We start from the raw sequence: 20,274 nt of genomic DNA, 5'->3' as shown, positions 1-20,274 counted from the left end.
AAACTGATCATGAGTGACAAGATCCAGATGACGGTGGCCGGGAACCTCGTTGCGGACCCGGAGATCCGGGCTACCCCGAACGGCAACGTGGTCACCCACTTCACGGTGGCGTCCACACCGCGGCAGCTGAACCAGAAGACGGGGCAGTGGCAGGACGGGCAGACCTCGTTCATGCGGTGCCAGGTCTGGCGTGACCAGGCCGAGAACGTCGCCGAGTCCCTGCACAAGGGGGACCGGGTGGTCGTGAGCGGGACGCTGAGCCAGCGATCGTGGACCGATGAGAACCAGCAGAAGCACTCGGTGTGGGAGCTGCAGGCCGAGGACGTCGCCGCGTCGATGAAATTCGCTCAGGTGCAGGTCAACCGCCAGCGCGCCAACCAGCGTCAAAGCCAGCAGGCCAGCGAGGACCACACGGCGCCGGCGCGCAAGCAGCAGATCCAGGCCACCGCATGAACGACTGCGAATCATGTTGCGGCGCTGCGATGACCAGAATCCCAGCTCATGAGGCGGACTCTTCGTTCGAGTACTTGATGTACTGCTACGAATGTGGTCACTACGAACCGTGGGACATGCCGTCACCGCAGGACGAGCAACGTCAACGTATGCAGCAATAGTCCAATACCGCAAGGAGATTCACGCGATGACATCCTTCGAGATCCACACCTACAACCTCAACGGCGAGCCCATCCAACACACACAGGGGATGAGCCTGGCCGACGACACCATGGTCACGCAGACCGGCGTCGCACCTGAACTGGAGGAGGTGATCAAGCAGGAGATGCCCCGGATTCAGATGCAGCAGTAACCGGAGTCGATCCGCACACAGAGGCGGCGCTCGTGCCCATTGGAGGTGGGCACGAACGCCGCCTTTCGCATTGTCTCAACCACGACGCGCCCCACGCCAGCCTCCACCCCGTCGGCACTTGAGAACAAAGCTGATGTCTTGATGTCCGGCGGACAGTAGACATGTCATGATGGGAACATATGTTCGAGAACTGGCCTGATACTTTCACTCCGTCGCTGCGCCGAGCGGTGGAGCCACCGACACGCGTACTCGTCGATCTCGGTCAGGCGATACCCACTCAGCCTGCACGATTCGGTGCCAACGGGGTCCCGCTACGGGTCCGCGCCGGCGGCTTGGAACTGTCGGGCACAGTGCCCGGTCTACTGCACGCATGGGCACGCGCGAGTGATGGAGTGTGGTTGGGGCTGGTGTCGTTCACGATCCAGACACGCAACGGGCAAGGGTTTCTCGAGGTTCGGCAATGGTGTACCGAGCGAGCGTTGTCTCTGCCTTCCTGATGTGATCGTGCTGGTGCTGTCTTCCCCTTGCGGCGCAGGGTCGTCCGACCACGCCCGCCCGCGGCCTCCGCCGCCGATTCTCGCCACCAGAACGGTCATCTTCGGGCCGTGGGCGGGCGTGGTAGACCCGTCGGCGTCGCAAGGGGAAGACAGCACCTCCCATCGCATCTCCCCGCTCAACCGTTCTCGCCGGTCCGCGATCTGTCTTCCCCGCAGCGGTGCCCGCCAGAGGCACCGACATCGCCAGCTGAGCATCGATTTCTGTGGTTAATTCTCGATCGTGTGCCTGAGTAGCCGACGAGCTCTACGGCGCCGGGCAGGGTGACCGTAAGTGTTCGCTAACAAGATGCGGAGTCTGGCCGCAGCCCACCGCGCACTCGAATCGGCGTCGGCAGGATCCGGAGAACCGATCACGTTTTCACTCATGTCATCCTTCGACGGCGACCTGATGGTGATGGTTCCCGCAGGCGGAGTCGTTGTCCTCCAGCTGTCCGCCACTTCGTGCAATTTCGGTACGACGGTACCAGTTTTTGGCACCTATACCGATGCAGCCCAGGTCTTACTCCCGAGGTGATAGTCCCATGATTTTGCCCTTACAAAGCCCTTAATCGCTGTTTGGTTCCAGTAAGGGCGAAACCACATGGCGCGGCCTCCTGACCTGTGGGTTTGTCTGCTGTGGTGTCCCCGATCCCGAGGACACCAAATACCCACTTCGTTGGGTAGTTGGTGTCCTCGGGATCGGGGACGGTAAGGAAAGTAGGTCAGGTCAGGAGGAAGGAGAAGTAATCAAGATCAATGAAATGGGTTAGGGGAGTGGTGAAGTGGAGAGAGTCAGTGCGGGTTGCGAGATGGGTCAGGTTGCTAGAGGTGGAGAGAGTCGGTGCTGGTAAGTGAGAGGTCGAGCTGGGAGGTAGCAGTCTGGTTACGGAAGTCGGCGATGGGTAAACATCGCGGTGCAGTCTGTCGGGTCGTCACCGACGTCTGCCATCGCGTGTACGCCGACGATACGGACTGCGATGTCGGTGGCATCGAGTTGGGCAGCAGCAGCGGCCGAAGCGCTTGGCAAGGCGGCTTGTTCGACATCACGTTGTATCGGTAGACGATGACAAGAGCGACCGCGCCGCCAAATCCGGCGACGACGGTCAACACGAGGCAGGTGAGGTCCATCTCAGCCGCGGCTTTGGCGGTGTCGACGGGGCGATCCCTCGTAGGAACGCGTATGCGATGAACGTGACTGCTAGTCCGGCAGTGAGCGCGAGTGTGACTGCAGCGCCAACGATCGCGTACGTGTTTCTGCGCCAATGGCGCTCACTCAACTGGGCATTGCTCGATTCTGCTCGAAACCGCATATTCCATACCAGATCTGAGCATCCGCAGGTTTGTTCTATAGGTGGACACCATTGATTTGGTACATGCGGACCGTTGTATCCCATATGCGTGGGTTAGATTGGATTGATCTTGGCGTGGGACCCAGAATCGTCGGAAACATCGAAGTGTTCGGTGCCGTGTACTGCGACACGCGAATCAGGTTCGGGTTCAATGTCGAGCATATGAAGTTTTGTATGGTATGGCGTGTCGTTCCTGCAATTGCATCACTGTGACAGTAAGTGCTTCCATCTGAGCCGGATCGTGCACGGTGTATCAGATTCGTCAAGCTAACGAATCGTGCGGGATGATCACGGAATGTGCTCTATGGGGAGTTTCGCTGCGTTTCGGCCCCATGAACCCCAGAACCTGCGGCGTCTCAGACAATCTGCATCTTCTGTGGCTCTTCCTGGGCAAATGAGTTAAGAGGATGTCGCGAGGCCGGTGGCATTTGTCGAGTTGCCAACAAATAGCCTCCTTATCGCCCCGGATAGCTCAACTGTTACATAAGAATGCCGTTATGTGATATAGATCACCAGCATGTCTTTTGGATATGTTTCGTGCATGTTAAATTGCCCTCTGAGCTGGAGTTTCTCGGCGTGGCGGCATCTGAGTCAGGGTTGCCTCACTGCCGTGTGTTGTTCAGGGTGCAATATCCTGTCCTCGGGTGTTTATTAGTGTGTGATCGACCGGATCGACAAGAAGACCGGTACGCCGTGAGTGAGTTCGTGTACAACCTTTCAAGATCATCCCGCGCGAGGGGGAGCCAGGAATCCTGGCGCCTGCTCGTCGGGATGGAATATCAAAGAAAGGGAAGTACATGGCGAAGAAGTCACAACAGAATAATAAGAAGAACAAGAACAAGCAAAAGGGTGTGAAAAAGAAAACCTCGGCTGCAACAATTGCGAAAAAGGCGGCAGCCGAGGTTTCCCTTCAGATCCGACTGGCGGTTCCGATTGGGTCCCTGTCCGCAGTGATCCTGTACCTACTCACTAGGTAAGTAAGCACTCTCGGAGCCACGAAACAGGAGTAGCGGGCCGTCGGGCGGTATCCCGGCGGTTCGCTCTCTCAAGTCGGACACAGCAAGCCGGACAATCAACAGTACCTGCGTTGACCTGGGGTTACCAACTCCTTGAGCGGCTGGCGTGGCGAACCTAATCGCCACAAAATTTACACCTGACGTGCAGGGATCGCTTGATCACAAGCACAAATAGCAACCGAAACGTAATATAGCTCACATCGTGATGTGATGCAGCCCCCCAGTTCTGGGAAGAAGTCATTTTGTGCCGAATGATTCGTAGGCCAAGGGTACTTGGATGGCCGGACATTTGAGGACAATCGTTGAATGGGACCGCCCGGTTCTAGTCCCTGTGATCAACGTTGAGTGTGATTTTTGGCTGATACCAGCTTGTTTGACACTTCATGTTGTGAGATGGCCCAATCGCAGAAACGACTGGAACACGTGTTCCAGCTGGTCCAGGACTCTCCTGGGCGCGCGCCGCATTGTGCGGGGCCGCCCCCACGGCGTCAAGGGCGCTACGCGTCGGCTGCGCCGATGGCCTGGCGGCCACCCTTGACTCCGCGGTTCCTGCGGCCCCTGGGCTGGCGGTAGGGGCAGGCCGGTGGCCTGCCCCGGAGGGGCGCGGCGCGCGCTGAGGAGATCATCGCGTCTCTTCCGGGTTTCCAGGTTTGACACGTACGTGTCAACCAAGGCCCGAGGGAGCATGTTGATGTTGACGATGACTGACTTGTTTTGCGGGGCTGGGGGATCGAGTTCGGGGGCGGTGCAGGTGCCGGGGGTGCGGGTGCTGATGGCGGCGAATCACTGGTCGTTGGCGATCGAGACGCACAACGCGAACCATCATGATACCGATCATGATTGCGCGGATATCACACAGGTGGATCCGCGCCGGTACCCGCACACGGACGTGTTGTGGGCGTCACCGGAGTGCACCAACCACTCCCAGGCACGGGGCCGCAAACGCAATGTGGATTCGATGCCGGATCTGTTCGGGGAGGTGTTGCCGGATGAGGCGGCCGAACGGAGCCGGGCGACGATGTGGGATGTCGTGCGGTTCACCGAGTTTCACCGCTACCGGGCAATTGTGGTGGAGAACGTGGTCGACGCGGCGAAATGGGTGCTGTTCTCCTCATGGCTGCACGCGATGGACGCGCTCGGCTATGACCATCATGTTGTCTATCTGAATTCGATGCATGCCCAGGCAGCGGGTGCTCCGGCGCCGCAGTCGCGGGATCGGTTGTATGTGGTGTTCTGGCGGCGCGGGAATCGGCGCCCGGATGTGGATCGGTGGACGCGTCCGCAAGCGTGGTGTGCGGGGTGTGAGCGGATGGTGGTCGCGGTGCAGGCGTGGAAGGATCCGGTGCGCCGGTGGGGCCGCTACCGGGCACAGTATGTGTGGCGGTGCCCGAGTGTGGTGTGCCGGAACACGGTGGTGGAGCCGGATTGGTTGCCCGCCGCGTCGGTGATCGACTGGGAGTTGCGGGGGCAGCGGATCGGGGATCGGGACAAGCCCTTGGCGGCGAAGACGATGGCCCGGATCGAGGCGGGGTTAGCGAAGTTCGCCGGTGACCCGTATTTGTTGCGGCACTACACACCACGGGGGAGTTGGGCGCAGATGTCGACCTCGGTGCAGGCTGTGGTGCCGACGGTAACCGCGTCGTCGGTGCGGTCGTTCCTGGTGCCCGCCGGTGGAACCTGGCGCGATGGCGTGACGCCGGTGATTGAGCCGATGCCCACCCGCACGACACGGGAGACCGACGCGTTGCTGGTACCGGTGGAGGGGCGTGACGGGAAGCAAGCCCAGTTGGCGTCGGCGCCGATGCGGACGATGACCACGCGATCAGAAACCGGGGTGCTGGTGCCCTACTACGGCAACGGGACCGCTCGCTCGACCGACGATCCGCACGGCACCGTGAAGACGCGGGATCGGTGGGCGATGGTGGTGCCGCTGCGCAACCACAACACCGCGAAATCAACTGCGATGCCGCTGGATACGGTCGCGGCAGCGGGCACTCACCACGGCCTGACCACCGTGGCGCCGAAAGTGGAGGATTGCGAGTTCCGGATGCTGGAGCCAGGTGAGATCAAGGAGTCTCAGGCGCTGGCGAAGACGTATGTGCTGCTCGGTAACCGGCGCGAGCAGGTGCGTCTCGCGGGGAACGCGGTCACACCACCGGCGGCGCGGGATCTGATCTCCGCGGTGGCTGAAGCACTTGGGCAAGAGGTGAGTTGAATCATGGCGAGGTTGATGTCGGTGGCCCTCACCGAGGACCAGGTGCGGGCACGAACGAAGACGGTGACGCGCCGGGTCGGGTGGCGGATGCTGGAGGTCGGGGATCGGGTGACGTTGTGCCAGAAGGTAATGGGCCGCCGACGCGGTGAGCCGCTGGTGCGGATCGTCGACGTCGAAATCGTTTCGATTGATAGACAGCTACTCGACACGATCACTGCGCAGGATGTGGTCGCTCAGGGGTTTCCGGAGATGACGCCGCCTGAGTTCGTCGCGTTCTTCTGCGCCGCACACAAGGGATGCTTTCCGGAGACCGAGGTGACACGGATCCAGTGGCGGTACCTCGCATGAGCGGGGTACCGAACACGGTGACCGGGTTACTGGTCACCGCGTTGGAATCCGTGTGGGCCGCGATCCGGGTCAGGCATGCGGACGTGCCCGAGGTGGTGTTGACGATCGGATCCGGGTCGACGCCGGCCGGGCTCAATCTCGGGCATTTCGCGCCGAACCGCTGGATCCGCGGTGAGTACGAGATCCACGAGTTGTTCGTCGGCGGAGAAGGATTAGACCGCGGTCCGATCGAGGTACTCGGCACACTCCTGCATGAGGCTGCCCATGGTGTTGCAGTCACCCGCGATATCAAGGACACGAGTCGCCAAGGGCGCTGGCACAATGACCGGTTTCGTGAACTCGGTGAAGAACTGGGATTGAGCCTGTGCCATGACGATGACCATGGTTGGGCGGTCACGACGGTTCCAGAGCGAGTCCGACGGGCGTACCGCGGTGAGCTCGATGAACTTGATCTGGCTCTGATCGCCTACCGACGCCGTGAACCTGAGCGAGTTGTTCGAGCCAGCAGCAATAATGGCATCGCGGCTGCGTGCGGGTGTGGCCGACGGATGCGGATGGCGACAAGTACGTACCAGCTCGGCGCTGTCGTGTGTGAGCTGTGTGGAACCCGGTTCGACATCGGCTGACTTCGTTAGATCATGCTGAGGATGATGCCTGCCATCGTGGTTACGACTCCGCAGATCGCGACGGTCAGGTCCTTCACCGCATGGATTTCGAGGTCCGATTTGAAGGTGGACAATGCCTTTGAGACGGCCGAATCAACTTCTTGCTGTGTTAGTTTCGGCTCGGTAGCGACGTCGGTGATCCTATGCTGTGCACGATTGAGATCACGCCGTATCTCGTTGACCGCGTCGAGCAGACGGTAGACCTTCTCGTCGATGATCGCTGCAGGGGGGAAGCCATCTTGCTTCAGCACAGTTGCGTCAGAGACGGCAGTAAAGGTGTCCGAGCCATCTTTCGGCACGGGTTGACTGGGGCCTCGGATGTGGGCCCGGACGGCGTGCCCTGCGTTTAGGAGGGCCTGTCCGTAGGCAGGTAGCCGTTTGGCGCTCTTTTCCCACGCGATCACCAGGCCAATGCCAGTGATAGCGGTTCCGGACAGTTCCATGATCTTGCTGATTTGATCGAGGGGCATCCCGGCGATCCACAGCGTGACGAAGGAGAAGACAGAAACAGTCAACGCTCCGAACGTGACGCTTTTGGCCATAAGAGAGGAGCGTACGGGAGGTCATGCTGGCTCTGCTGCGGGCCGCTGTCGTCCGTGCGCCATCGAGGATGAACTTGAGACCACCTCGAACGGATCGTCGGCACGGTCATACGGACATCTAGGTGTGCTGTGGTCGCTCACAGGGTGAGTAGGCTTCGACTGATAGTCCCAAGACGCGGCCGTCAGCAATAGGTTCTGCTAGTGCTGTCTGCACCGCCAGTTGTCGCTGCACGCGACTCATGCCAGTGAACAGCTCGCCAACCACATACACCGAGAACCGGCCTTTGCTACCTAAGACTCGGAGTTCCTGGACGATCAATCTGGCTCGTAGCTCGGCTGCGGCCTCGCTCGCCGTCATATCGCTCATTACCCCTCCATCACGCCGCACCAGCGTTGCAGTCCTACGCAACGATGATTGTCCGCGATCACCATGGTCATGCACTCCAATGACATGGGGTTGCAGCACAACCAAGGACGCAGGATAACGATCGGCGAGGAACGTGCTCCACGTTTGCTCCATGAGGGAAGCGTGGAGCACGGAAGCGAACGGGTGGTGTTCTGGATCTACCTGGCACTTCTTCTGTGGGCGCAGAGGGGTTCGAACCCCCGACCGCTGGTGTGTAAAACCAGAGCTCTACCGCTGAGCTATACGCCCTTCACCGTTCCCGGCGAGTTATGAATCTAGCGCGGCGAGCGCTTTCTCCCAAGCCGCCTGGTCACGGGCCTCTCCGGGGCCGTTCATCTCCGAGAATCGGATGAATCCTTCGCGGTCGACAACGAAGGTGCCGCGGTTGGGGTAGCCGGATTTCTGGTTGAAGACCTCGTAGGCCTGAGCCACGGCACCGTGCGGCCAGAAGTCGGACAGCAGCGGGAAGACGTAGCCCTGTTCGGCCGCCCAGATCTTGTGGGTCGGGGGAGGGCCGACGGAGATCGCGAGGATCTCCGCGTTGTCGTTCTGGAACTTGGGTAGTTCGTCGCGCACCTTGCACAGTTCACCCTGGCAGATGCCGGTGAAGGCGAGCGGATAGAAGACGATCAGCACGTTCTTCTTGCCGTGGTAGTCCGACAGGCTGACGTCCTGGTTGTTCTGATCCTTGAGCGTGAAATCCGGCGCGACAGTGCCAACTTCGAGCGGCATCGCAAATCCTCCATCGTGTCGGGTTTCCGCCGGGCGGCGCGATCACCGCCCGGCGACACCATAGCGAAAGGTGGGTCAGCGCTGCTTCGAGGGCGCCTTCGGTTGCACCAGGCGGCTGCCCGCCCAGCTACCCAGAGCGATCGCCGAGGTCTGAGTCAGACCGGCGGTCGGTGCGGATTCTGCGATTTCGCTTGGTTCAACATGTCCCGGATGTCCGGTCTTGGGCGTGAGTACCCAGACGAAGCCTTCGTCGGCGAGTGGCCCGATCGCATCCATCAGTGCGTCGACCAGATCACCGTCCCCGTCGCGCCACCACAGCAGCACAACGTCGACTACTTCGTCGGAATCCTCATCGACAAGATCGCTGCCGATGGACTCCTCGACGTCGGCTCGCAAGTCGTCGTCGACGTCCTCGTCCCAGCCCAATTCCTGGACAACCAAGCCGTGTGTAATGCCAAGCTTCTGAGCGTAGTTCTGCGCGTCCGCCGCGGCGACCACGGTGGTGTCCTCCTCAACTCCCGACAATAGGTAGTTGCAAGCGAACATGGTTATGGCCTCCAGCGCAAGCCGATCCGAAGAAAATGGCCCGGAATGTCGCGTGACAATGTTGTGTCATGGACCGTTTCAGCGCTTCGGGCAGGCGTCGCGAACGGCGTTGCGCGCGTCGTTGACCCGCCTACTTGCGTCGTTGAGCGGCCCGACAGGCGCGGAGTAGGTCATCTTGCGGGTCTCGGCGGAGAGCGCGCGCGCCGCTGTGACGTAGTCGGTAAATTTTCCGGCCAGATCCGGCGGGATCGAGTCCTTCGCGGTGTTGACTCCGGTCTCCACCTTGTTCGCGGCGTCATCCAGGGTTGACGCGGCGAGTTCTCGCTTGGCGGCGTAGTCGGCGGCGTTGGCGTCGTGCGCGTCGACGAACTCGTTGTACTTGGAGACGCCGACACCGGTGGTGGTGGGGAACTGCGCACAGTTGTCGGTGATCGCCTTGTCCTGCGCCGCAGCACGCTTCGACGAAGTAGCCGCGGCCGACGAGGCCGCCGCCTCGGTCTTGTAGGCCGCTAGATCAGCGGTATTGGGGTTCGCCGTGCCCACGACCCCGTTCGCGCAGCCGGCCACGACCAAGCCGACAACGACCGCTCCGGTCGCGCACACCAATCCGAACCCGCGCGGGTCCAGCGTCTTCATCGTCCTCCCGTATGACGTGCGCCTCGCTCGGCGCTCGAAAACTACAGCGGCCTCGGCTCATGTTGCCCAGCGCACGGTACTGGATTTCCTGCTGACATGATGACCTGGGGCACACCATCGGCAAGGATGGAGGGTGCGCCCCGACCTTTCGTAAACGAGTGGTGCGCAAACCCACGCGACACCACTCAGGGATACCGACGCTATCCGCATGTCCACCCCTGTACGAGGAGCAGATTTGACCGACCTGATCCACTCTTCCGCTCCAGCGCAACCCGCTGGATCCGAGTCCGCCGCTCCGGCAGGCCGCGATCCGAACGGTTCGCAAGCCCAGCCGACCGAGCGCGTGCGGGTGATCCGCGAAGGGGTGGCGTCCTACCTACCGGACATCGACCCGGAGGAAACCAGCGAATGGCTCGAGTCGTTCGATGAAATGCTCGACCGTGAGGGCCCCGGCCGAGCGCGTTACCTCATGCTCCGGCTGCTGGAGCGGGCCGGTGAACGCCGTGTCGCCATCCCCGCGTTGACTTCTACCGATTACGTCAACACCATCCCCACCGAGAACGAGCCGTGGTTTCCCGGCGACGAAGAGGTGGAGCGGCGCTTCCGCGCCTGGATCCGCTGGAACGCCGCGATCATGGTGCATCGCGCGCAGCGGCCGGGAATCGGTGTCGGCGGCCACATTTCGACCTACGCGTCCTCGGCGGCGCTGTACGAGGTCGGCTTCAACCACTTCTTCCGCGGCAAGGATCACTCCGGCGGCGGCGACTCGATCTTCATCCAGGGCCATGCCTCGCCGGGCATCTACGCGCGCGCCTTCCTCGAGGGCAGGCTCGGCACCGACCGGCTCGACGGCTTCCGGCAGGAGTACAGCCACGGTGGCCCCGGCCACGGGGTGCCGTCGTACCCGCACCCGCGGCTGATGTCGGACTTCTGGGAATTCCCCACGGTGTCCATGGGTCTCGGCCCGATGAACGCCATCTATCAGGCGCGGTTCAACCACTACCTGCACGACCGCGGCATCAAGGACACCTCCGATCAGCATGTGTGGGCGTTCCTCGGCGACGGTGAGATGGACGAGCCGGAGTCGCGCGGTCTCGCGCACGTCGCGGCGCTGGAGGGCCTGGACAACCTGACCTTCGTGGTCAACTGCAACCTGCAGCGGCTCGACGGCCCGGTGCGCGGTAACGGCAAGATCATTCAGGAGCTGGAGTCGTTCTTCCGCGGCGCGGGCTGGAACGTCATCAAGGTGATCTGGGGCCGCGAGTGGGACGCGCTGCTCGGCGCGGATCGCGATGGCGCACTGGTGAATCTGATGAACACCACCCCCGACGGCGACTACCAGACCTACAAGGCCAACGACGGCGCCTACGTGCGCGACCACTTCTTCGGCCGCGACCCGCGCACCAAGGCGCTGGTGCAGGACCTGTCCGATCAGGACATCTGGAACCTCAAGCGCGGCGGCCACGACTACCGCAAGGTGTACGCCGCGTACGCGGCCGCGATGGCGCACAAGGGTCAGCCGACGGTGATCCTGGCCAAGACCATCAAGGGCTACACCCTCGGCAAGCACTTCGAGGGCCGCAACGCCACGCACCAGATGAAGAAGCTGACCCTGCAGGACCTCAAGGATTTCCGTGACCTGCAACGGATTCCGATCACCGACGCCGAGTTGGAGAAGGATCCGTACCTGCCCCCGTACTACCACCCGGGCATGGAGTCGCGCGAGATCCAGTACATGCTGGATCGCCGTAAGGCGCTCGGCGGGTATCTGCCCGAACGACGCACCACAGCAAAGCCGCTGCAACTTCCGGGCGACGAGGCGTACAAGTCGGTGCGCAAGGGCTCGGGCAAGCAGAACGTGGCCACCACCATGGCGCTGGTGCGGCTGATGAAGGAGCTGCTGCGGGACAAGGAGATCGGCAAGCGGATCGTCCCGATCATCCCCGACGAGGCCCGTACCTTCGGTATGGACTCGTGGTTCCCTTCGTTGAAGATCTACAACCGCAACGGCCAGTTGTACACATCGGTCGACGCCGAGTTGATGCTTGCCTACAAAGAGAGCTCGGTCGGGCAGATCCTGCACGAGGGCATCAACGAGGCCGGATCGACCGCGTCGTTCACCGCGGTGGGCACCTCGTACTCGACGCACGGCGAGCCGATGATCCCGCTGTACATCTTCTACTCGATGTTCGGTTTCCAGCGCACCGGCGACGGCCTGTGGGCCGCGGCGGACCAGCTGGCGCGTGGCTTCGTACTCGGAGCAACCGCCGGGCGAACCACGTTGACCGGTGAGGGTCTGCAGCACAACGACGGCCACTCGCTGCTGCTCGCGTCCACCAATCCGGCTGTGGTGACCTACGATCCGGCGTTCTCCTTCGAGATCGCGCACATCGTCCGGGACGGCCTGCGCCGGATGTACGGCGGCGGCGCTCCGGATCCGGGCCCGTACTCGGTGCCGGGCACCGATACCCGCAAGGCGGACGGCGGTTTCGGCGGCGAGGACATTTTCTACTACATCACCCTCTACAACGAGCCGTACCAGCAGCCGGCCGAGCCGGAGAATGTCGATATCGCCGGTCTGCTCAAGGGCATCTACCTCTACAAGCCCGGCGGCGAAGGCGACGTGCGGGCCCAGATCCTGGTCTCCGGCGTCACCGTGCCGGACGGCCTGCGCGCGCAGGCGCTGCTCGCCGAGGACTGGGGTGTGCAGGCCGATGTCTGGTCGGTGACCTCGTGGGGTGAACTCCGCAAGGAGGCCCTGCACCGGGAGATCGCCGCACTGCGTTACCCCGACGAGGATCACGGCACTCCGTATGTCACCGAGGCGTTGTCGCGGGCCGAGGGCCCGTTCGTCGCCGCGACGGACTGGATGCGCGCGGTACCGGATCAGGTGCGCAAGTGGGTTCCCGGCGACTTCATCACACTCGGCACCGACGGCTTCGGCTTCTCCGACACCAGGGCCGCCGCCCGCCGCGTGTTCAACGTCGACGCGCAATCGATCGTGGTAGCCGCCCTTTCCGGCCTCGCGAAGGCCGGAAAGATCGACAATGCCAAGGTGATCGAGGCCGCGTCGAAGTACCGCATCGACGACGTCGACGCCGCGCCGAAGAACGCGTCGAGTTCCGATGGGGACGGCGAGTAGCGGACGATTGGATGGTGGACCGTAAACCGCCGCGGCCGCGACGGATCTCCGAGGGCTCTTCCGAGCACGAGGTGTATCTGCCGACGGGCGCGCTCTCCCCGAACCGGCAAACCCGCGACCCACTACCGGACACGCTGCTCAAGCGCGTGAAGCAGTTCTCAGGCCGTCTCTCTACCGAGGCGGTCGGGTCGATGCAGGATCGGTTGCCGTTCTTCGCCGACCTGGACGCCGCGCAGCGCGCCGGCGTCCAGATGCTGGTGCAGACCGCGGTGGTGAACTTCCTGGAATGGCTGCAAGACCCGGACAGCGACATCCGATTCAGCCTCGATGCGTTCCAGGTGATCCCGCAGGATCTGGCGCGGCGGCTCACGCTGCGCCAGACCGTGGACATGGTCCGGGTGGCCATGGAGTTCTTCGAACAGTGGCTGCCCGCGCTCGCGCGCAACGACCGGCAGCTGGTCGCGCTCACCGAGGCGGTGTTGCGGTACGGGCGTGAGCTCGGCTTCGCCGCCGCCTCGGTGTACGCGAGCGCCGCCGAATCGCGGGGCGCGTGGGACACCCGGCTGGAGGCGCTGGTCGTCGACGCCGTGGTGCGTGGCGACACCGGTCCGGACATGCTGTCCAGGGCCGCCACGTTGAACTGGGATGCCACCGCACCGGCAACCGTGCTGGTCGGCACCCCACCCGGCGAGCAGGGCGTGTCCTCGGTGGGTTCGGTGCACGCGATCGCGGCCAGACACGGCCGGGCCGCGCTGGCGGTAGTACAGGGCACCCGGCTGGTGATGGTGGTCAGCGGCCACCTCGGCGACTCCTCTTATATATCGCCGTTTCTGGCAGACCTGCTGGCCGAGGTCTTTTCCGACGGTCCCGTCGTGATCGGCCCGACCACCCGCACGCTGGGCGCCGCGCACGCCAGCGCGGTCGAAGCGCTGGCCGGCATGGAGGCCGTGGTGGGCTGGCGGGGCGCGCCACGCCCGGTGCATGCGACCGAATTGCTGCCGGAACGCGCTTTACTCGGCGATCGAGCTGCGATCGACGCGTTGAACGAGTATCTTGTCCTTCCGTTGGCCTCGGCGGGATCGTCACTGGCGGACACACTCGAGGCCTATCTGGATTGCGGTGGAGCTGTCGAGACGTGCGCGCGTCAGTTGTACGTCCATCCAAATACCGTTCGCTACCGCCTCAAACGGATTGCCGAAATCACGGGTCGTGATCCGATGAATCCGCGGGACGCGTATGTGCTCAGAATCGCCGCCACCGTGGGTCGTTTGACACGAACCCGTAACGAAACGTCAACACCAACCCCAGAGGCCACTCATTTCACATTGGGTGAAGAGGGCCTGTAACGGAATTCGTGGGACGTTCGATCCGATCGACCCACGTGGCCTTTTGTGGGACTCCCACAAAACGCAAGGGCAAGCTTCATTCGCGTCGACATCTCCGGCGGGGCGCCTCACAGTGTTCTCTTAGGGAGTGATCGCGTTGTTCGCCCCTGGACAGGGGTCCCAGACTCCCGGCATGCTCGCGCCTTGGCTCGATCTCCCTGGCGCGCGTGACCGGCTTATCCTCTGGTCCATGGCCTCCGGCCTGGACCTGGTTCGCCTCGGCACCACCGCGACGGCGGAGGAGATTACCGATACGGCAGTGACCCAGCCGCTCGTCGTGGCCGCCGCGTTGCTCGCCTATGCGGAAATCCCCACGGATGCGCTTCCGGCCGCTACCATCGTCGCCGGGCACTCGGTCGGTGAACTCGCCGCCGCCGCTGTCGCCGGGGTCATCTCCCCGGATGACGCGGTGCGCTTGGCCGCCATCCGTGGTTCGGAGATGGCCAAGGCGTGTGCGTTGGAACCGACCGGCATGTCCGCGGTGCTCGGTGGCGATGAGGCCACCGTGCTTGCTCGGCTCGCCGAACTCGACCTCGTTCCGGCCAACCGCAACGCGGCGGGCCAGATCGTGGCCGCGGGTCGGTTGGACGCGCTGGCGGAGCTCGCCGCGAACCCGCCGGAGAAGGCAAGGATTCGCGCGCTGCCCGTCGCGGGTGCTTTCCACACCGCGTTCATGGCGTCGGCACAGGACGCTGTGACCGATGCCATATCGCAGATCGTGCCGAACAACCCGACCCGGATCCTGCTGTCGAACTTCGACGGCAAGCCGGTCACCTCGGGACGCGACGCGATCAACAAGCTTGCTGCCCAGGTCACCCGGCCCGTCCGGTGGGATCTGTGCACCGAAACCGTAAGGCAGGCAGAGGTTTCCATGGTGGCAGAGTTGCCACCGGCGGGCACCCTGGTCGGCATTGCGAAACGGGAGCTGAAGGGCACGCGCACCTTGGCCCTGAAGACCCCGGAAGACCTCCCCGCGTTGGCCGGGGTAAGCATCTCCGGCTAGCTTTCCTGCGCAGCCATGCATCGATATGCACGGTTGTGACCGAGCGGACGTAACCTTCGGCCGTCTCGATCCGAAAAACCAGTACACGCCCTACAAAGAACAAGAAGGGAGCCACGAAGTGGCCGCTCTGACCCAGGAACAAATCGTCGAGGAACTCGGCAAGATCATCGAAGAGGTGACGGGTATCGAACCCTCCGAGGTGACGATCGAGAAGTCCTTCGTCGATGACCTGGACATCGACTCGCTGTCCATGGTCGAGATCGCGGTGCAGACCGAGGACAAGTACGGCGTGAAGATCCCGGACGAGGATCTGGCCAGCCTGAAGACGGTCGGCGACGCTGTCGGCTACATCCAGAAGCTCGAGGCGGAGAACAGCGAAGCCGCCGCGGAGCTCAAGGCCAAGTTCGACGCCGAGTAGGGCTGACACTGTGACCACTCCTTCCACCTTGAACGGGAACTTCCCCAACGTCGTCGTCACTAGCCTGGCGGCGACCACGTCGATCGCTGGTGATGTCGATGCGACGTGGAAGGGACTCCTCAACGGCGAGAGCGGTATCGACGTTCTCGAGGATTCCTTCGTCGAGGAATACGACCTTCCGGTCCGCATCGGCGGTCACCTGAAGGTTCGGCCCGAGACCCTGCTGACCCGAGTCGAGTGCCGGCGCATGGCGTACGTCGAGCAGCTCGCGACCGTGCTCGGTCGCGAAGTCTGGCGTAACGCGGGCAGCCCGGAGGTCGACCCGGAACGGCTGGGTGTGGCCATCGGCACCGGGTTGGGTGGCGGCGACGCCCTCATCGACTCGGTCGACAAGCTGAAGAGCGGTGGCTATCGCAAGATTTCGCCGTTGGCTGTGCAGATGGTCATGCCGAACGGTCCTTCGGCCGTTGTCGGCCTCGAATTGAAGGCCAGGGCAGGAGTGGTCACTCCGGTCTCGGCATGCTCGTCCGGCTCCGAGGCCATCGCCAACGCATGGCGCATGATCGTCATGGGCGATGCCGACATGGTCGTCACCGGTGGTGTCGAGGGTTACATCGACGCGGTGCCGATCGCGGCGTTCAGCATGATGCGTGCCATGAGCACCCGCAACGACGATCCGAAGGGTGCCTCGCGTCCGTTCGACAAGGACCGCGACGGTTTCGTCTTCGGTGAGGCGGGTGCGCTGATGGTCGTCGAGACCGAGGAGCACGCCAAGGCGCGCGGTGCCACCATCCATGCTCGTCTGCTGGGTGCCGGTATCACGTCCGATGGTTTCCACCTGGTCGCTCCCGCCCCCGACGGCGTCGGTGCGGCCCGTGCGATGACCCGAGCGCTGCAGACCGCTGGTCTCACCGCGAAGGACATCACCCACGTCAACGCGCACGCGACCGCTACGCCGATCGGTGATACCGCCGAGGCGAACGCGATCAACTTGGCGATTGGCAAGCACGCTTCGGTCTACGCCCCGAAATCCGCACTGGGACACTCGATCGGCGCCGTCGGCGCGCTCGAGTCCGTACTCACCGTGCTCAGCATCCGGGACGGCATCGTCCCGCCGACGCTGAACCTGGAGAACCAGGATCCGGCGATCGATCTGGATGTGGTGCACGGCGAAGCTCGCCGTCAGGAGATCGAGTACGCGATCAACAACTCCTTCGGTTTCGGTGGGCACAACGTGGCGCTCGCCTTCGGTCGGGCATAACCGCCTGTATCGACTGCACGACGACCCCGGCGGGATCGGGCCAGCAGGTCCGATCCCGCCGGGGTTTCCACATTTTGCAGCCGCGCCAGCGGTGCACTCATCGAGGTGAGGAGAAAACGCGATGACGATTATCGCTCCCGCGTTTCAACAAGGGACGGACCTGGATCCGCGTGATCCGCTCGGTCGACTACAGCGCTTCTTCGATCCCGGCACGCTGCTTCCGCTGCACCCCCGCGACAAGTCCGGTGTGCTCGCCGCCATCGGTGAGGTGGACGGTGTCCGCACCGTCGCCTACTGCTCCGACGCCACCGTGATGGGTGGTGCGATGGGCGTGGAGGGTTGCAAGCACATCGTCGCCGCGATCGACACGGCCATCGACTCCGGCGTGCCGATCGTCGGCATCTGGCATTCCGGTGGCGCCCGGCTGGCCGAGGGGGTCGAGGCGTTGCACGCTGTCGGCCTGGTCTTCGAGGCGATGGTTCGCGCGTCCGGGCTGGTACCGCAGATTTCCGTGGTGGTCGGTTTCGCCGCGGGTGGCGCCGCGTACGGCCCCGCGCTCACCGACATCGTGATCATGGCTCCCGAGGGCCGCATCTTTGTCACCGGACCCGACGTGGTGCGCAGCGTGACCGGCGAGCAGGTCGATATGGCGACCCTCGGCGGACCCGTGACGCACGGCAAGAAGTCCGGTGTCACCCACATCGTCGCCGATGACGAGGCCGACGCGGTGCACCGCGCGCGTCGTCTGGTCTCGATGTTCGCCGAGCAGGGCGAGTTCGATCTGGTCGCGGCCGAGCACGGCGACGTCGACCTCAAGGCGATGCTGCCGGAATCGGCCAAGCGCGCCTACGACGTGAAGCCGATCATCCACGAACTGCTCGACAACGTCGACGGCGAGAGCTCGTTCGAGGAGCTGCAGGGCGGTTACGCACGCAGCATCGTCACCGGTCTCGGTCGGCTGGCCGGGCGCACCGTCGGTGTGCTCGCCAACAACCCGATCCGCCTCGGTGGTTGCCTCAACTCCGAAAGTGCCGAGAAGGCAGCGCGTTTCGTGCGACTGTGCAACTCGTTCGGCATTCCGCTCGTCGTGCTCACCGACGTTCCGGGGTACCTGCCCGGCGTCAGCATGGAGTGGGAAGGTGTGGTGCGTCGTGGTGCCAAGTTGCTGCACGCGTTCGCCGAGGCGCGGGTTCCTCGGGTCACCCTGGTCACTCGCAAGATCTACGGCGGCGCCTACATCGCGATGAACGCCCGTTCGCTCGGCGCGACCGCTGTGTACGCGTGGCCCGGATCCGAGGTTGCCGTGATGGGCGCCAAGGCCGCTGTCGGCATCCTGCACAAGAAGGCGTTGGCCGCCGCGCCCGAAGAGGAGCGCGAAGCACTGCACGAGCGTCTCACCGCTGAGCATGAGCGCATTGCGGGCGGCGTCGAACGAGCCGTGGCGATCGGCGTGGTGGATCAGGTGATCGACCCGGCGAAGACGCGCAGCATCATCGCGGCAGCGCTGGCCGCCGCACCGTCGCGGGCCAGCCACCTGAAGAACATTCCGCTCTGATCTGAGCTCTGCACAGTGGGCCCCGGGGATACCCGGGGCCCACTTTCGTTGTCCGGGAAGGACTCTGCACGTTCGGGCAGACGATGGAACTGGCGCTGATCCGTCGGATCGCCCTGCTCGTGGAACGCGTCGTGGGGCTGTCGAGGCTTCGGCCGCTGCGCGCCGTCCTGTATCCAGCACTGGACCTCATCGGGGGCCTCGGCAAATAGATCGGCTGGGATATATCGGTGGGGTTTTGGGGCGGCAACGTGGGGGACATCGGCCGGATACATGAGGTTCGTACGGTTCGCGGATGAGCGTCACCATCGACTCCGGAGCAGCAACGCCGACCGTGCGGAAACCGCCGTGGTATCGGTCGCTGTTCGTGCAGCTGCTCGTTGCGATTGTCGCGGGGGTGGTGGTCGGGGCGTGCTGGCCCGGGGTCGGGGCGGATTTGAAGCCGTTGGCGGACGGGTTCATCAAGCTGATCAAGATGGTGATTGCGCCGATCATCTTCTGCACCGTGGTGCTCGGGATCGCGCATGTGGGGGACATGAGGGCGGTGGGGCGGATCGGGGTGAAGGCGCTGATCTACTTCGAAGTGATCACCACGTTCGCGCTGCTGTTCGGGTTGGTGGTGGGCAATCTGGTCAAGCCTGGCGCGGGGTTCGACATCGATCCGCAGACGTTGGCGACCGGGGCGGAGAAGATCGCGCGGAAGACCGGCAACGGGGAGCTGCCGCACACGGTCGACTTCTTGCTCAATATCATTCCGGCGTCGGTGGTTTCGGCGTTCGCGGAGAACGCGTTGCTGCAGGTGTTGTTCTTCGCGGTGCTGTTCGGGTTGGGGCTGGCGAAGTTCGGTGAACGCTCGGGGACGGCAGCCGGCGGAGCCGGTGGGGTGGGTAAGCAAGCGCCGCCGGTGATCTTGGAGGCGATCGACCATATCGGGCGCGTCTTCTTCACCATCATCGGGTGGATCATGCGGCTGGCACCGCTCGGTGCGTTCGGGGCGATGGCCTACATCGTCGGCCAGTACGGGCTGTCCTCGCTCGGCAGTTACGGCAAGCTCATCGCCTGCTGTTACCTTGCGGCACTGCTGTTTCTGCTGATTCTCGCGGTGGTGGCGCGGGTGTTCGCGGGGGTGAATCTGTGGAAGTTCGTCAGGTACATCAAGGACGAACTGTTCCTCGCGCTCGGCACCGCATCGACCGAAGTTGTGTTGCCGCGCATCATGATCAAGCTCACCGAGGCCGGGTGTTCCAAGGCGACCACCGGACTTGTTGTGCCGACCGGATATTCGTTCAACCTCGACGGCGCGACGCTGTATCTGTCGATCTGCGTGCTGTTTCTGGCGCAGGCACTCGGTGTCGACCTGAGCCTGGGGGAGCAGATCACCGCGGTCGGCGTACTGATGCTGACCTCGAAAGGCATGGCGGGCGTGCCGGGTTCGTCGTTCCTGGCGCTGTCGGCCACCGTCACCGCGATCGGTCACGGCTCCATTCCGGTGGCCGCGGTCGCGCTGCTGCTCGGCGCGGACCGCATCATGGATTCGATGCGGGTCACGGTGAATCTGCTCGGCAACTGCGTCGCCACCTTCGTCGTGGCGAAGTGGGAGGGGCAGTTGGACACCGAACGAATGCGCAAGGTGCTCGACGGGGAGGATGTGCCACCGCTGGAAGAGGCCGATCCGATGTCGGAGTACGCGCTCGAGAAGGTGACACCATGAGCGGCT

Annotated in this window: 17 protein-coding genes and 1 tRNA gene; 12 read left to right on the top strand and 6 right to left on the bottom strand. The window is 63.5% G+C overall.

The window, feature by feature from the left end; genetic code table 11:
- The first annotated feature begins 9 nt into the window (after positions 1–9).
- From ssb to ABZ942_RS15450, 5 genes are all read left to right on the top strand, one after another.
- A complete protein-coding gene (gene ssb / locus ABZ942_RS15470) occupies positions 10–453 on the top strand; it encodes a single-stranded DNA-binding protein (RefSeq protein ID WP_357382289.1) in 444 nt (147 codons plus the stop codon).
- A 187-nt stretch (positions 454–640) separates the two neighbouring features.
- Positions 641–805 (top strand): hypothetical protein, encoded by a 165-nt coding sequence (locus ABZ942_RS15465; protein ID WP_357382287.1) that lies wholly within the window; start codon positions 641–643, stop codon positions 803–805.
- Positions 806–4,406: 3,601 nt separating this feature from the next.
- Positions 4,407–5,921, top strand: a complete 1,515-nt coding sequence (locus tag ABZ942_RS15460; protein ID WP_357382285.1) for a DNA cytosine methyltransferase — start codon at positions 4,407–4,409, stop codon at positions 5,919–5,921.
- Between the two features lie 3 nt (positions 5,922–5,924).
- Positions 5,925–6,269 (top strand): hypothetical protein, encoded by a 345-nt coding sequence (locus tag ABZ942_RS15455; RefSeq protein WP_357382283.1) that lies wholly within the window; start codon positions 5,925–5,927, stop codon positions 6,267–6,269.
- Between the two features lie 83 nt (positions 6,270–6,352).
- The gene (locus ABZ942_RS15450; RefSeq protein ID WP_357382281.1) at positions 6,353–6,895 is read left to right on the top strand and encodes a hypothetical protein; all 543 of its coding nucleotides are present in this window, start codon (positions 6,353–6,355) and stop codon (positions 6,893–6,895) included.
- A gap of 5 nt (positions 6,896–6,900) precedes the next feature.
- Here the strand turns inward: ABZ942_RS15450 and ABZ942_RS15445 are convergent, their stop codons facing one another.
- From ABZ942_RS15445 to ABZ942_RS15420, 6 genes are all read right to left on the bottom strand, one after another.
- Positions 6,901–7,476: a hypothetical protein gene (locus ABZ942_RS15445; RefSeq protein WP_357382280.1), complete on the bottom strand. Its 576-nt coding sequence runs from the start codon at positions 7,474–7,476 to the stop codon at positions 6,901–6,903.
- A 118-nt stretch (positions 7,477–7,594) separates the two neighbouring features.
- Positions 7,595–7,834, bottom strand: coding sequence for a BolA/IbaG family iron-sulfur metabolism protein (locus tag ABZ942_RS15440; RefSeq protein ID WP_357383177.1), 240 nt, complete (start codon positions 7,832–7,834; stop codon positions 7,595–7,597).
- Between the two features lie 225 nt (positions 7,835–8,059).
- Positions 8,060–8,131 (bottom strand) — tRNA-Val (locus ABZ942_RS15435).
- An 18-nt stretch (positions 8,132–8,149) separates the two neighbouring features.
- Positions 8,150–8,614, bottom strand: a complete 465-nt coding sequence (locus ABZ942_RS15430) for a peroxiredoxin (protein WP_357382278.1) — start codon at positions 8,612–8,614, stop codon at positions 8,150–8,152.
- Positions 8,615–8,689: 75 nt separating this feature from the next.
- Positions 8,690–9,112 (bottom strand): DUF3052 domain-containing protein, encoded by a 423-nt coding sequence (locus ABZ942_RS15425; protein WP_150408147.1) that lies wholly within the window; start codon positions 9,110–9,112, stop codon positions 8,690–8,692.
- Positions 9,113–9,238: 126 nt separating this feature from the next.
- Positions 9,239–9,796 (bottom strand): hypothetical protein, encoded by a 558-nt coding sequence (locus ABZ942_RS15420; RefSeq protein ID WP_357382276.1) that lies wholly within the window; start codon positions 9,794–9,796, stop codon positions 9,239–9,241.
- Positions 9,797–10,145: 349 nt separating this feature from the next.
- Between ABZ942_RS15420 and aceE the strand changes: the two genes are divergently transcribed.
- The 7 genes from aceE to dctA all read left to right on the top strand — a co-directional run bounded on the left by aceE (position 10,146) and on the right by dctA (position 20,268).
- Positions 10,146–12,938, top strand: coding sequence for a pyruvate dehydrogenase (acetyl-transferring), homodimeric type (gene aceE / locus ABZ942_RS15415; protein ID WP_357383175.1), 2,793 nt, complete (start codon positions 10,146–10,148; stop codon positions 12,936–12,938).
- Positions 12,939–12,949: 11 nt separating this feature from the next.
- A complete protein-coding gene (locus ABZ942_RS15410; protein ID WP_357382274.1) occupies positions 12,950–14,284 on the top strand; it encodes a helix-turn-helix domain-containing protein in 1,335 nt (444 codons plus the stop codon).
- 127 nt (positions 14,285–14,411) lie between these two features.
- Positions 14,412–15,326: an ACP S-malonyltransferase gene (locus ABZ942_RS15405; protein ID WP_357382272.1), complete on the top strand. Its 915-nt coding sequence runs from the start codon at positions 14,412–14,414 to the stop codon at positions 15,324–15,326.
- Positions 15,327–15,444: 118 nt separating this feature from the next.
- Positions 15,445–15,744: a meromycolate extension acyl carrier protein AcpM gene (gene acpM, locus ABZ942_RS15400; protein ID WP_150408150.1), complete on the top strand. Its 300-nt coding sequence runs from the start codon at positions 15,445–15,447 to the stop codon at positions 15,742–15,744.
- A gap of 10 nt (positions 15,745–15,754) precedes the next feature.
- The gene (locus ABZ942_RS15395) at positions 15,755–17,005 is read left to right on the top strand and encodes a KasA/KasB family beta-ketoacyl-ACP synthase (RefSeq protein ID WP_150408151.1); all 1,251 of its coding nucleotides are present in this window, start codon (positions 15,755–15,757) and stop codon (positions 17,003–17,005) included.
- A 121-nt stretch (positions 17,006–17,126) separates the two neighbouring features.
- Positions 17,127–18,560, top strand: a complete 1,434-nt coding sequence (locus ABZ942_RS15390) for a carboxyl transferase domain-containing protein (RefSeq protein WP_357382269.1) — start codon at positions 17,127–17,129, stop codon at positions 18,558–18,560.
- Positions 18,561–18,852: 292 nt separating this feature from the next.
- On the top strand, positions 18,853–20,268 hold the full coding sequence (gene dctA / locus ABZ942_RS15385; RefSeq protein WP_357382267.1) for a C4-dicarboxylate transporter DctA: 1,416 nt from the start codon (positions 18,853–18,855) through the stop codon (positions 20,266–20,268).
- Positions 20,269–20,274 lie beyond the last annotated feature (6 nt).

The organism is Nocardia sp. NPDC046473 (assembly GCF_040645995.1).
Lineage (GTDB): Bacteria > Actinomycetota > Actinomycetes > Mycobacteriales > Mycobacteriaceae > Nocardia.
This window is presented reverse-complemented; position numbering and strand designations above follow the sequence as displayed.